We start from the raw sequence: 15,219 nt of genomic DNA on the forward strand, positions 1-15,219 counted from the left end.
GAGCTGCCCGTCCAGGGCGGCGCAGGCCTCGTCCAACGCCTGCGCGAAGACCGGATACGTGGCATACAACTCGCGGCCCATACGGGTCCGTTGGGAGCCCTGTCCCGGGAACACGAACACCGTCTTCCCGTCGGTCCCCGTGCCCGTGACCACGAGTGGTGAGGGTTCGCCGGCAGCCACCGACTCCAGTGCGGCCACCGCTTCCTCCGGTGACCCGGCGACGATCACGGCCCGCTCGGACAGCACCGCCCTCCGGGACACCAGCGCACCCGCGACGGCCGCCAGCGGGGTGTCGCTGTCGCCGACGAAGGCGGCCAGTCGCCCCGCCTGCCCCGCCAGCGCACCGGCGCTCCGGGCCGACAGCACGAGCGGCGTCACACCACCGGCCGGCAGGACCGGTTCCTGCGTGTCGGCGCCCTCCGGCGCCTGCTCCAGAATGAGGTGGGCGTTGGTGCCGCTCAGGCCGAAGGAGGAGACGCCGACCCGGCGGGGGCGTCCGGTGTCGGGCCAGTCACGTGCCTCGGTGAGGAGTTCCACGGCACCGGACGTCCAGTCCACCTGGGACGACGGCGCGTCGACGTGCAGGGTGGGCGGCAGGATGCCGTGCTGCATCGCCTCCACCATCTTGATCACGCCGGCCACGCCGGAGGCGGCCTGGGTGTGGCCGATGTTCGACTTCAACGAGCCGAGCCAGAGCGGCCGTTCCGGATCGCGGCCCTTGCCGTAGGTGGCGAGCAGGGCCTGGGCCTCGATCGGGTCGCCGAGGACGGTGCCGGTGCCGTGGCCCTCCACCGCGTCGACGTCCGCCGTCGTCAGCCCGGCGTTGGCGAGCGCCTTGCGGATGACCCGCTGCTGCGACGGACCGTTCGGAGCCGTCAGCCCGTTGGACGCGCCGTCCTGGTTCACCGCGCTGCCCCGCACCACCGCCAGGACCCGGTGCCCCTTGCGCTGCGCCTCCGACAGCCGCTCCAGTACGACCACACCCGCGCCCTCGGCCCAGCCCGTGCCGTCGGCCGCGTCGGCGTACGACTTGCAGCGTCCGTCCGAGGCCAGACCCCGCTGCCGGGAGAACTGGACGAAGGCGCCGGGGCTGGACATGACGGCCGCGCCGCTGGCCAGGGCCAGGGAGCACTCGCCGCCGCGCAGGGCCTGGGCGGCGAGGTGCATGGCGACCAGGGAGGAGGAGCAGGCCGTGTCCACGGTGACGGCGGGGCCCTCGAAGCCGAAGACGTACGACACCCGGCCCGAGGCCACACTGCTGCCGGCGCCGGTGGTGACGAACCCCTCCAGCTCGGCGGGGACTTCCCCGCCGGAGCCGTAGCCCTGGCCCATCAGGCCGGAGAAGACACCGACGTCCGTGCCCTTCAGCGACAGCGGGTCGATACCGGCCCGCTCCAGGGCCTCCCAGGACGTTTCGAGGAGGAGCCGCTGCTGCGGATCCATCGCCAGCGCCTCACGCGGGGAGATCCCCCAGAAGCCGGCGTCGAACAGGCCCGCCTCGTGCAGGAAGCCGCCCTGGTCGACGTACGACGTGCCGGCCTTGTCGGGGTCGGCGTCGAACAGGCCCTCCAGGTCCCAGCCGCGGTCGTCGGGGAAGCCGGACATCGCGTCGCGGCCCTCGGACACCAACCGCCACAGCTCCTCCGGGCTGTTGACGCCGCCGGGGAGGCGGCAGGCCATGCCGACGATCGCGATCGGCTCGTCCGGGTCGGCGAGCGCGGGGGCCGTCGCCGGTGCCGGGACGGTCGCCGTCGTCTCGCCCAGCTCGCCGTGCAGGTGACGGGCCAGGGCCAGGGGGGTGGGGTGGTCGAAGACGGCCGTGGCGGGCAGCTTGAGGCCGGTGGCGTCACGGAGCCGGTTGCGCAGTTCGACCGAGGTCAGCGAGTCGAACCCGGAGTCACGGAACGCCGTGTCCGGCTTGATGCCCTCGGGGCCGGCGTGCGCGAGCACGGTCGCCGCGTGCGTGCGCACCAGGTCCAGCAGCAGCGCCTCCTGCTCCGCCGCGTCCAACCCGGCGAGCTTCCGCGCGAGTTCGCCGGTGGTGTCGGTGGCGGCGGCTGCCCGTGCGGCCTGCCGGGGCACCTTGACCAAGCCGCGCAGCAGGGACGGTAGGCCACGCCCGGCCGTGGCGTCGGCCCGCAGGGACCGCAGGTCCAGCTTGATCGGGACGAGCAGGGGGTCGCCGGCGCGCAGGGCCGCGTCGAAGAGGTCCAGTCCCTCGTCGGTGGCGATGGTCTGGCTGCGGCTCCGGCTCACCCGGGCCTGGTCGGCGGTGTCGAGGTGGGCGGTCATGCCGGTGGCCTGCTCCCACAGACCCCACGCCAGCGACACACCCGGCAGCCCGGCGGCCCGGCGACGCTGGACCACCGCGTCCAGATACGCGTTCGCCGCCGCATAGTTGCCCTGACCCGCCGAACCGAACACCCCCGCAGCCGACGAGAACACAACGAACATGCCGAGACCGGGCGCGAGTTCACGCGTCAGCTCGTCCAGATGCGTCACCGCGCCCACCTTCGGCGCGAACACCCCGGCCAACCTCTCACGCGTCAACGCCCCGAACACACCGTCGTCCAGCACACCCGCCGTGTGCACCACACCCGTCAACGGGCGCTCCGCCACCACCGAAGTCAGCAACTCCGCCACCGACGCCCGGTCCGACACGTCGCACGCCACCACGGACACCGACTCCGCACCCGACTCCGACAGCCCGGCCACCAACTCCGAAACTCCCTCGGCCGCCGAACCCCGCCGGCTCGCCAGCACCAGGTGCCGCACCCCATACCGCTCCACCAGATGCCGCGCCACCAACGCACCCAGCGCACCCGTACCACCCGTGACCAGCACCGACCCCGCCGCATCGACAGCGACCGGTCCCCCGGCCGGCTCCGTCCGCGCCAGCCTCGGCGCGAACAAACGGTCATCGCGAACCGCCACCTGGGGCTCACCAGCAGCCAGAACCGCCGCCAGCGACGACTCCACCTCCACACCGTCGGACACATCCAGCAGAACGATCCGGTCAGGGTTCTCCGCCTGCGCGACCCGTACCAGACCCCAGACCGCCGCAGCGGCCGGATCAGTCACCGCCTGCTCCCCGCCGGCGGGCACCGCACCCCGGGTGACGACGACCAGCTGAGCTGCTTCGAGGCCGGGTCCGGCCAGCCAGGCCTGGACGATCTCCAGCACCCGGCCGGTCACGGCCAGTGCCGCCGCGTCGTCCGCCGTCTCGGTGCGGCCGGCTTCCAGCACAACCACCGGGGGCACGCCCGAGCCGTCGGTCAGCGCGGCGACATGCGCGGGCTCGGTGATCGGGACCCAGGCGGGCGGCAGGTCGGTGCCCGGTTCCGCGGTGCCGGGCAGCTCCGTCCAGTCGACGCGGAACAGGGACTGCCGGCTGTCGTCGGCCGCCGCGCCGAGCTGGTCGGCGGAGACGGCCCGGGAGACCAGCGAGCGCAGCGTGAGCACCGGTGCGCCGGTCTCGTCCGCCGCGTCCAGGGACAAGGAGTCGGGCGCGGACCGGGTCAGGCGTACGCGCAGCGCCGAGGCGCCGACCGCGTGCAGGCTCAGCCCGTTCCAGCCGAACGGGAGGTGGACGCCGTCGCCGTCGTCGGTGCGGTTCTCGCCCTCGGGGTCGGCCAGCGCCACATCCAGCATCGCGGGGTGCAGTGCGGCGTCGAGCAGCGCCGGGTGGATGCCGAACCGGGCGGCGCCGGCCCGCTGGTCCTCGGGCAGGGCGACCTCGGCGAAGAGGTCGTCACCGCGCCGCCACAGGGCCCGTACGCCCTGGAAGACCGGCCCGTAGCCGTAGCCGGCCGCGGCCAGCAGCTCGTAGCCGCCGGAGACGTCCACCTGCCGTGCGCCGGTGGGCGGCCACACGGCGAGGTCGGCGACCGGCGGGGCCGGGTCGGCCGCTGCCGACGCGGTCAGGGTGCCGGTGGCGTGCCGGGTCCAGGCGTCGACGCCGATGTCCCCGGTGGCGTCCTCGGGTGCCGAGTACACGGCGACCGTACGGGTCCCCGTCTCCTCCGGACCGCCGACGGCGACCTGGACGCGTACCCCGCCCTGCTCCGGGAGCACCAGCGGGGCCTCGATGACCAGTTCCTCCAGTACCCCGAAGCCCACCTCGTCACCGGCTCGCACGGCCAGCTCCACCAGCCCGGTACCGGGCACGAGCACCGCGCCGCCGACCGCGTGGTCCGCCAGCCAGGGGTGCGTGCGCAGAGACAGCCGGGACGTGCACAACACGCCTCCCGTCTCCGGTACTTGGACCACAGCGCCGAGCAGGGGGTGGTCGGTACCGGTCTGCCCGAGGGCGGCGGCGTCCGCCGCGGGCGTCGGCTTCAGCCAGTAGTGCCGGTGGTCGAACGCGTACGTCGGCAGGTCCACCTGCGCGCCGTCGGCACCGGCGTGCAGGACGCCCGTCCAGTCCACGGCCACGCCCTTGACGAACACGGCGGCCATCGACGCGAACAGCCGCCGCAGACCGCCCTCTTCACGGCGCAGGGACCCGGTGACGACGGTGTCGGACTCCACCGTCGCCTCGTCCACGATCTCGTTGACCGGCTGGACGAGGACCGGATGGGCACTGGACTCCACGAACACCGTGTGACCCTCGGCCAGCAACGAAGCCACCGCCGGACCGAAACGCACCTGACTGCGCAGGTTCCGGTACCAGTAGCCGCCGTCGAGCACGCCCGCCTCGCGGATCCACTCACCGGTCACCGTCGAGAAGAACGGCACCAGCGGGGCCTGGCTGCGAATGTCGGCGAACGCCTCCGCCAACGCGGTCTCGATCGCCTCGACATGACGGGTGTGCGAGGCGTAGTCCACCGCCACGCGACGGACACGGACGCCGTCGGCCTCCAGCACGGCCAGCGCCTCGTCCAGCGCCTCCGCGTCACCGGCGACCACCACCGAGGTGGGACTGTTGACAGCCGCGACCTCAACGCGCCCGCCCCAGGCGGCGATCCGGGCGGCGGCCTCGTCCTCGGACAGTGCCACCGACGCCATCCCGCCCCGGCCCGCCAACTCCCCGGCGATCACCTGACTACGAACCGCGACGATCCGGGCCGCGTCCTCCAGCGACAACGCACCCGCCACACAAGCCGCCGCGATCTCACCCTGCGAGTGACCCACCACCGCATCCGGCAGGACACCCACCGACGCCCACACCGCCGCCAGACCGACCATCACCGCGAAACTCGCCGGCTGGACCACATCCACCCGGTCCAGCAGATCGACATCACCCCGCAGAACGGCCTTCAAGTCCCAGTCCACCCACGGCTCCAACGCCCGGGCACACTCCTCGACCCGCTCCGCGAACACCGGCGACGACTCCAGCAACTCCCGGCCCATCCCCAGCCACTGCGACCCCTGACCCGGAAACACGAGCACCGTCCGCCCAGCAGCCCCCGCGCCACCGCTCACCACGGCAGGACTGCTCTCGCCGTTCGCCAGCGCCGCCAGCCCGGCCACCGCCTCGTCCCGCGACCCGGCGACCACCACGGCCCGCTCCGACAGCACCGCCCGCCGGGCCGCGAGCGCCCCCGCGACCTCCGCCGGCGAGGCGTCCGTGTCACCGAGGAACGCGGCCAGCCGCTCGGCCTGGCCGATCAGCGCGGCCTCCGACGCGGCCGAGACCACCAGCGGTACCACTCCGTCATGCGGCTCACGGGGAGCGGCGGGCTGTTCCGGGGCCTGCTCGAAGATGAGGTGGGCGTTGGTGCCGCTGAGGCCGAAGGAGGAGACGCCGACGCGGCGCGGCCGGCCGGTGTCGGGCCACTGCCGGGCCTCGGTGAGCAGTTCGACGGCGCCGGCCGACCAGTCGACCTGCGGGGTGGGTTCGGCCACGTGGAGGGTCGGGGGGAGCACGCCGTGCCGTAGGGCCTCGACCATCTTGATGACGCCGGCGACACCGGCGGCGGCCTGCGTGTGGCCGATGTTGGACTTCACCGAGCCCAGCCACAAGGGCTCTTCGCGGTCACGGCCGTAGGTGGCGAGGAGTGCCTGGGCCTCGATGGGGTCGCCGAGCGCGGTGCCGGTGCCGTGGGCCTCCACCGCGTCGACGTCGGACGCGGTGAGTCCGGCCGCCGCGAGTGCGCGGCGGATCACCCGCTGCTGGGAGGGGCCGTTGGGGGCGGTGAGGCCGTTGGAGGCGCCGTCCTGGTTGATCGCGCTGCCGCGCAGCACGGCGAGGACGCGGTGGCCCTTGCGGCGTGCCTCCGAGAGGCGTTCCAGGACGACCACGCCGACGCCCTCGGCCCAGCCGGTGCCGTCCGCGGTGGAGGAGAAGGCCTTGCAGCGGCCGTCGGGGGCGAGGGCCCGCTGCCGGGAGAACTCCACGAAGGTGCCGGGGGTCGCCATGATGGTCGCGCCGCCGGCGAGCGCGAGGGAGCACTCGCCGCCGCGCAGGGCCTGTGCGGCGAGGTGCATGGCGACCAGGGAGGAGGAGCAGGCGGTGTCGACGGTGACGGCGGGGCCCTCGAAGCCGAAGGCGTAGGAGACCCGGCCCGAGGCCACGCTCACCGCGGAGCCGGTGGCCGTGAAGCCGCCCAGCTCGGGCGGGATGTCGCCGCCGATGCCGTAGCCCTGGGTCATGACGCCGGAGAACACGCCGACGTCGGTGCCCTTCAGCGCGGACGGGTCGACGCCCGCCCGTTCCAGTGCTTCCCAGGAGGTCTCCAGCAGGAGCCGCTGCTGCGGGTCCATGGCCAGCGCCTCGCGCGGGGAGATCCCGAAGAAGCCGGCGTCGAACAGGCCCGCCTCGTGGAGGAAGCCGCCCTGGTCGACGTAGGACGTGCCGATGGTGTCGGGGTCGGTGTCGAAGATGTCGTCCACGTCCCAGCCCCGGTCGGCGGGGAACCCGGAGATGGCGTCGCGGCCCTCGGCCACCAACCGCCACAGATCCTCGGGGCTGTTGACGCCGCCGGGCAGGCGGCAGGCCATGCCGACGACGGCGATCGGCTCGTCCGGGTCGGCCACGACGACCGTGGGGGCCGCCGCGCCGGTGACGTTGCCGTTCGTTCCGTCCAGTTCGTCGCGCAGGAAGCGGGCGAGGGCGAGCGGGGTCGGGTAGTCGTACACGAGGGTGGCCGGGAGGCTGAGCCGGGTGGTCTCGCGGAGCCGGTTGCGCAGTTGGACGGCGGTGAGGGAGTCGAAACCGGCGTCCTTGAACGCCTTGTCGGCCTTGACCTTCTCGGGGCCGCTGTGGCCGAGCACGGTCGCGACGTGGGTGCGGACCAGGTCCAGCAGCAGGGCCTCCTGCTCGGCCGGGGTCAGGCCCGCGAGCCGGCCGGCCAGGCCGCTGCCGCGTCCGGCGGCGATCCGGGCGGCGGCGCGCCGGCTGTGGGGGATCAGCGTGCGCAGCAGGGCTGGTATCTCGCCGCCTGCCGCGGCCTCGGCGCGTATGGCCCTCAGGTCCAGCTTGATCGGGACGAGGAGGCTGTCACCGGTGTGCAGGGCCGCGTCGAAGAGGTCGAGGCCCTCGTCGGGGGCGATCGCCTGGAATCCGCCGCGGTTCATGCGGGCCTGGTCGACGTCGTTCAGGTGGGCGGTCATGCCGGTGGCCTGCTCCCACAGACCCCACGCCAGCGACACACCCGGCAGCCCGGCGGCCCGCCGGCGCTGCATCACAGCGTCCAGACAGGCGTTCGCCGCCGCGTAGTTGCCCTGCCCCGCCGAGCCGAACACACCGGCAGCCGACGAGAACACCACGAACGCGCCCAGGTCCGGGACCAGTTCGCGCGTCAGCTCGTCCAGGTGCGCGACCGCGCCGACCTTCGGCGCGAACACCCCGGCCAGCCGCTCCGGCGTCAACGCACCGATCACACCGTCGTCCAGGACACCCGCCGTGTGCACCACACCCGACAGCGGACGCTCCGCAGACACCGAGGTCAGCAGCTCGGCCACGGACTCCCGGTCCGACACGTCGCACGCCACCACGGACACCGACTCGGCACCCAGTTCCGACAGCCCGGCCACCAGTTCCTCGGCGCCCTCGGCCGCCGGACCCCGCCGACTGGCCAGCACCAGATGCCGTACCCCGTGCCGCTCCACCAGGTGCCGGGCGACCAGGGCTCCCAGGGAGCCGGTGCCGCCCGTGACCAGGACCGCCCCGGCCGGGTCGAACGCGACCGGCACGTCCTGCTGCTCGGGGCGGGCGAGCCTCGGCGCGAACAGGCGGGTGCCGCGTACGGCGATCTGGGGTTCGCCGGCGGCCAGTGCGGCGGCGAGCAGCGGCTCGTCGTCGGTACCGGCGGGCGTGTCCGTGTCGAGCAGGACGATCCGGTCCGGGTTCTCCGCCTGGGCCACACGGATCAGGCCCCAGACGGCCGCCGCGGCCGGGTCGGTCACGTCCGCGTCCCCGCCCGCGGGCACGGCACCCCGGGTCCGTACGACGAGGCGCATGCCTTCGAGCCGGGGCTCGGCCAGCCAGGCCTGCACGACGGCCAGCGTCCTGCTGGTCAGCGTCAGCGCGGCGGTGTCGTCCACACCGTCCACGCCGTCCGCGGCGCAGTCGAGCACGGCGGCGGACGGCAGCTCGGTGCCGTCCGTCAGCGCCGTCACCTCGCTCGCGTCGGTCAGCGCGATCCAGTCCGGTACCGTCCGGGCCGGCCGGGGGGCGGGCAGCTCGGTCCACTCCACCCGGAACAGCGCGTCGGCGGCGCCGGGGGTGAGGTCCGAGGACGCCAGGCGCTCCGCGGGGACCGGCCGCAGGGTCACGGCGTCCGCGGTCAGGACCGGGCCGCCGGTCTCGTCGGCGGCCTCGACCGACACGACGCCGGCGGCGGACCGTACGAGCCGGGCGCGCAGCACCGTGGCACCCGTGGCGTGCAGGACGACCTTGTTCCATTCCAGCGGCTGCCACACCTGGGCGGCGTCACCGGCGACGGCTTCCCGGACGGCGGGGTGCAGGACGGCGTCCAGCAGCGCCGGGTGCACGCCGTACCGGTCGGCCTCGGTCTGGTCCTCCTCCGCCAGCGCGGCCTCGGCGAACAGCTCGTCTCCGCGCCGCCACAGGCCGCGCAGGCCCTGGAAGAGGGGGCCGTAGGCGTGGCCGTGGGCGATCAGCTCGGCGTACAGCTCGTCCGTGCCGGCCCGCTGTGCGCCGGGCGGCGGCCAGGCGGTGAAGTCGAAGCCGCCGGTCGCGGCGGTGCCGGCCGCCGGCGCGAGGATTCCGGTGGCGTGCCGGGTCCAGGTGACCGGCCCGCCCGCCTCGGCGGTGTCGTCGGGGGCCGCGTACACCTCCACGCTCCGGGCACCGGTCCCGTCCGGTCCGCCGACGGTGATCTGGACGCGTACGGCGCCCTGTTCGGGAACGATCAGCGGTGCCTCGACGACCAGTTCGTCCAGCACTCCGCAGCCGACCTCGTCACCGGCCCGCACGGCCAGCTCCACCAGCCCGGCACCGGGCACGACCACCACTCCCCCGACGGCATGGTCCGCCAGCCAGGGATGCGTGCGCAGGGACAGCCGCGAGGTGAGGACCAGCCCGTCCGACTGCGGCAACGGCACCACCGCGCCCAGCAGCGGGTGCCCGGCACCGGCCAGCCCCAGGGCCGCCGCGTCGACCACCGACTCCGTCATGCGCAGCCAGTAGTGCTGGTGGTCGAAGGCGTACGTCGGCAGGTCCACATGAACGTCGGTGGCGCCCTCGGGGAGCAGGGCCGCCCACTCCACCTGCGCACCGCGCACGAACAGCTCCGCTACGGACAGCAGCAGCGTCTCCGCCTCGCCACGCTCGTCGCGCAGGGCGGGCACGCTCACCGCGTCCTCGCCCGCGGACTCCGCGATGGCACCGGTCAGGGCGCCGCCGGGGCCCAGTTCCAGGAACACCGATCCGCCGGAGGCCTTGATACCGTCCGCGAAACGGACGGGACGACGGACGTGCTCGACCCAGTAGGCCGGGTCGGTCAACTGGCCCGGCTCGGCCAGCTCTCCGGTCACGTTCGACACGACCGGGACCACCGGCTCGTTCCACGTCAGCCCCGACAGAGCCTGCGCGAAGTCGGCCAGCATCGGCTCCATCAGCACCGAGTGGAAAGCGTGCGAGACGGTCAGCCGCTTGACCCGGCGGCCCTGCTCGCGCAGCTTCTCCGCCACCGCCAGCACAGCCGCCTCGTCACCGGACAGGACCATCGAACCGGGCGCGTTCACCGCCGCCAAGTCCACACCGTCACCGAGGTGGTCGGTGATCTCCGCCTCGGTCGCGGCCACCGCGACCATCGCGCCGCCCGGTGCCAGGGCCTGCATCAGCCGGCCGCGCGCCGCGACCAGCGTCGCCGCGTCCTCCAGCGACAGCACCCCGGCCACATGCGCGGCGACGACCTCGCCGATGGAGTGCCCGGCCAGCACGTCCGGCCGTACACCCCAGGACTCCACCAGCCGGAACAACGCCGACTCCACCGCGAACAGCCCGGCCTGGGTGAACACCGTCTGGTCCAGCAGACCGTCACCCGCGTCACCGAAGACCACGTCCCTGACCGAGTGATCCAGGTCGAGCTGCCCGTCCAGGGCGGCGCAGGCCTCGTCCAACGCCTGCGCGAAGACCGGATACGCGGTATACAACTCGCGGCCCATACCCACGCGTTGCGAGCCCTGTCCCGGGAACACGAACACCGTCTTCCCGTCGGCCCCCGTGCCCGTGACCACCGAAGGGGCGCTCTCCCCCTCGGCCAGTGCCCTCAGCCCGGCCGCCGCCTCCTCCCGCGACCCGGTGACGATCACGGCCCGCTCGGGCAGCAGGGCCCGCTGCGAGACCAGGGCCCCGGCGACGGCCGCCAGCGGGGTGTCGCTGTCGCCGACGAAGGCGGCCAGTCGCCCCGCCTGCCCCGCCAGCGCACCGGCGCTCCGGGCGGACACGACCACCGGCACGACATCGTCGGCCGGTGCCGGTGCCGTCGGCTCGGTGGCGGGTTCCTCCGGTGCCTGCTCCAGGATCACGTGGGCGTTGGTGCCGCTGACGCCGAAGCCGGACACGCCCACCCGGCGGAGCCGGTCGATCTCCGGCCAGGGGCTGGTCCGGTGGAGGAGCCGGACGGCGCCGGCGTCCCAGTCGACGCGGGTGCTGGGTTCGTCGGCGTGCAGGGTGGCGGGCAGGATGCCGTGGCGCAGGGCCTGCACCATCTTGATGACGCCGGCGACACCGGCGGCGGCCTGCGTGTGACCGACGTTGGACTTCAAGGAGCCCAGGTACAGCGGCTGTTCGCGGTCCTGGCCGTAGGTGGCGAGGAGCGCCTGCGCCTCGATGGGGTCGCCGAGGACGGTGCCCGTGCCGTGGCCCTCCACCGCGTCGACGTCCGCCGGGGTCAGGCCGGCCGCCGCCAGCGCCTTGCGGATCACCCGCTGCTGCGACGGACCGTTGGGGGCGGTGAGGCCGTTGGACGCGCCGTCCTGGTTCACCGCGCTGCCCCGCACCACCGCCAGGACCCGGTGACCCTTGCGCTGCGCCTCCGACAGCCGCTCCAGTACGACGACTCCGGCGCCCTCGGCCCAGCCCGTGCCGTCGGCCGCGTCGGCGTAGGACTTGCAGCGGCCGTCCGAGGCCAGACCCCGCTGCCGGGAGAAGTCGACGAAGGTGTGCGGGGTGGCCATGACGGTGGCTCCGCCGGCGAGGGCCATCGAGCACTCGCCGCGCCGCAGGGCCTGGGCGGCGAGGTGGATCGCGACGAGGGAGGAGGAGCAGGCGGTGTCGACGGTGACGGCGGGGCCTTCGAAGCCGAAGACGTAGGAGATGCGGCCGGATGCGACGCTGCCCGCACCGCCGGTGCCGGCGTAGCCCTCCAGTTCCGCGGGGAGGTTGCCGCCGAAGAAGTAGTCGACGCCCATGATGCCGTTGAAGACGCCGACGTCCGCGCCCTTCAGGGAGAGCGGGTCGATGCCGGCCTGTTCGAGTGCCTCCCAGGACGTCTCCAGCAGCAGGCGCTGCTGCGGGTCCATCGCCAGCGCCTCACGCGGGGAGATCCCGAAGAACTCGGCGTCGAACAGGCCGGCGTCCCGCAGGAATCCGCCCTGGCGGGCGTAGGTGGTGCCCGTCTTGTCCGGGTCGTCGTCGAACAGGGCGTCCAGGTCCCAGCCGCGGTCGGCGGGGAAGTCGGACACGGCGTCCCGGCCCTCGGCGACCAGGCGCCACAGCTCCTCCGGCGTCGTCACGCCGCCGGGCAGCCGGCAGGCCATGCCGACGATCGCGACCGGCTCGTCCGCGCTCCGCCGGACCTGCCGGCGCAGGTCGTGCAGTTCGGTCGTGACGCGCTTGAGGTACTTGAGGAGTTCCTGCTCTGTGGCCATCTTCCATTCCTCACCGAGGGTTTGACGGTCCGCGACAACGTGACGGTCAGACGATTCCGAGTTCGTCGTTGATGAAGTCGAGGACTTCATCGGCGGAGGCGGATTCCAGCTGGTCCGCCACGGCGGAACCCTCGGTCTCCTCGACGGCTCCGTTGCACTTCGCGACCAGGCCCTGGAGGCGAAGCACGATGTCGGCCTTCTTGGACTCGTCGGAAAGCAGTCCGGCGATCAGTGACTCGATGTCCTCGATCTTTTCGTGCACCAGCGACAGGGCGTCGTTGGTGGTGCCCAGTTCCGCGTGGAGGTGGCGGGCCAGAGCGAGCGGGTTCGGGTAGTCGAACACGACGGTGGCGGCGAGTTTGAGGCCTGTGGTCTCGCGGAGCCGGTTGCGCAGTTCGACGGAGGTGAGCGAGTCGAAACCGGCGTCCTTGAACGCCGTCTCGGGACCGACCTGCTCGGCCCCGGCGTGGCCGAGGACGGTCGCGACGTGGCCGCGGACGAGGTCCAGGAGCAGTGCCTCCTGCTCCTGCGGGGCGAGTGCGGCGAGCCGGCGGGTGAGTCCGCCGGTGCCGTCCCCGGCCGTGGCGCGGACCGGCTGGCGGCCGGTGCGGACCAGGCCGCGCAGCAGGGGCTGCACGGCGCGTCCGGCCGTGGCGTCGGCGCGCAGGGCCCGCAGGTCGAGCTTGATGGGGACCAGGAGGGCCTCCGCGGTGTCCAGGGCCGCGTCCAGGAGTCGCATGCCCTCGGCGGGGCCGATGGGCAGGACGCCGCCCCGGCTCATCCGGGCCTGGTCGGCGGCGCCCAGGTGGGCGGTCATGCCACGGGTCTGCTCCCACAGGCCCCAGGCGAGCGAGGTGGCGGGCAGTCCGGCCGCCCGGCGCTGGTGGGCGACCGCGTCGAGGTAGGCGTTGGCGGCGGCGTAGTTGCCCTGGCCGGCCGAGCCGAACAGGCCGGAGGCGGAGGAGAAGACGGCGAACGCCGTCAGGTCCAGGCCGCGGGTCAGCTCGTCCAGGTGCCGTACCGCGCTCACCTTGGGGGCGAAGACGCGGGCGAGGCGTTCGGGGGTGAGGGCGCTGATCACGCCGTCGTCCAGGACACCGGCGGTGTGGATCACACCGGTCAGGGGGTGCTCCGCCGGGACGGAGTCCAGCAGCTCCGCCACCGCCGTGCGGTCGGAGACGTCCGCGGCGACCAGGGACACCGACTCGGCGCCCAGCTCGGCCAGTTCGTCCGCGAGTTCCGCGGCGCCCTCGGCGTCCGGTCCGCGTCGGCCGGCCAGCACGAGGTGCCGTACGCCGTGCCGTTCGACCAGGTGCCGGGCCACCAGCGCGCCCAGCGAGCCGGTGCCGCCGGTGACGAGGACCGTGCCCTCGGGACGGAACGCCACCGTCGGCTCGCTCTCGGCCGCCCGCACCAGGCGCGGCACCGACAGCACCTCGCCGCGCACCGCCACCTGCGGCTCGCCGGAGGCGAGGACCGGGGCGACGAGGTCGTCGGAGGGGGTGTCGGCGGCCGGGTCCAGGTCGAGCAGGACGATCCGGTCGGGGTTCTCGGCCTGGGCCGCGCGGACCAGGCCCCAGACCGCCGCGCCGGCCGCGTCGGTGACCGTGGCGGCGCCGCCCGCGGGCACCGCGCCCCGGGTCACCACCAGCAGCCGCGCGTCCTCGAACTCGGTGTCGGCGAGCCACGCCTGGAGGACCTCCAGGGCGGCGGTGGTCCGGGTGAGGGCCTCGGTGCCGTCGCCGTCGTCGTCGCCGGTGCCGTGCAGTTCCAGGACGGCGGCCTGCGGGACCTCGTCCTTCAGCGCGGTCACCTCGGCGGCGGTGGTGACCCGCTGCCAGGTGAGCGCCGGGGTCTCGGCGGGTGTGGTCAGTTCGGTCCAGTCGACGGCGAACAGGGCGTCGCGGCCCTGGTCGGCCGTCGCGGCGGCGTCGAGCTGTCCGACGTCCACCGGGCGGAAGGTCACCGAGTCGACGGTGAGGACGAGTCCGCCGTTCTCGTCGGCCGCCACGAGGGACAGGACGTCGGTGCCGCGCGGGGCGATCCGCACCCGCAGGGCGGAGGCGCCGGCGGCGTGCAGGACCAGGCCGTTCCAGGCGAACGGCAGGACGTTGTGTCCGTCGTCGGGCTGGGCGAAGGCGTCGGTGTGCAGGGCGGCGTCCAGCAGGGCGGGGTGGAGGCCGAACCGGGTCGCCTCGTCGCGCTGCTCGTCCGGCAGGGTGACCTCGGCGAAGATCTCCTCACCGCGCCGCCACACCGCGCGCAGGCCCTGGAACGCGGGGCCGTAGGCGTAGCCGTGGCTCGCCAGGTCGGCGTAGAAGGAGGCGGTGTCGAGGCCGACCGGTTCGGCGCCGGCCGGGGGCCAGACGGTGGTGTCGAAGGCGGGGGTGTCCGCCGCCGAGGGGGTCACGGTTCCGGTGGCGTGGCGGGTCCAGGTATCGGTGCCGATCTCGCCGGCGGTGTTCTCGCGGGCCGAGTAGACGGCCACGGTCCGCGAACCGCTGTCGTCCGGTCCTCCGACGGCGACCTGGACCCGGACACCGCCCTGCTCGGGCACGACCAGCGGGGCCTCGATGACCAGTTCGTCCAGCACCCCGCAGCCGGCCTGGTCACCGGCACGCACCGCGAGTTCGACCAGCCCGGTACCGGGCACCAGCACCACCCCGCCCACCGCGTGGTCCGCCAGCCACGGATGCGTACGCAGCGACAACCGCGACGTGCACAGCAGACCGCCCGTCTCCGGAACCTCCACGACCGCACCGAGCAGCGGATGGTCGGCCGTACTCTGACCGAGCGCGACCGCGTCCGTGGCCGGTGCCGTCTGGAGCCAGTAGTGACGGTGCTCGAAGGCATACGTCGGCAGGTCCACCTGGGCCTCGGTGGCACCCTTCGGCAGGACCGCCGCCCAGTCGACCCGCGCGCCGCGGACGAACAGCT

2 protein-coding genes are annotated in these 15,219 nt (G+C 74.1%); both read right to left on the reverse strand.

Annotated elements, in window-relative coordinates; genetic code table 11:
- On the reverse strand, positions 1-12,282 hold a 12,282-nt coding region (locus tag IEZ20_RS39120; RefSeq protein WP_189307860.1), incomplete at its 3' end, for a type I polyketide synthase.
- A gap of 46 nt (positions 12,283-12,328) precedes the next feature.
- On the reverse strand, positions 12,329-15,219 hold a 2,891-nt coding region (locus IEZ20_RS40540), incomplete at its 5' end, for a type I polyketide synthase (protein ID WP_268253099.1).

It is taken from the genome of Streptomyces cinerochromogenes (genome assembly GCF_014648635.1).
Taxonomy (GTDB): Bacteria; Actinomycetota; Actinomycetes; order Streptomycetales; family Streptomycetaceae; genus Streptomyces; species Streptomyces cinerochromogenes.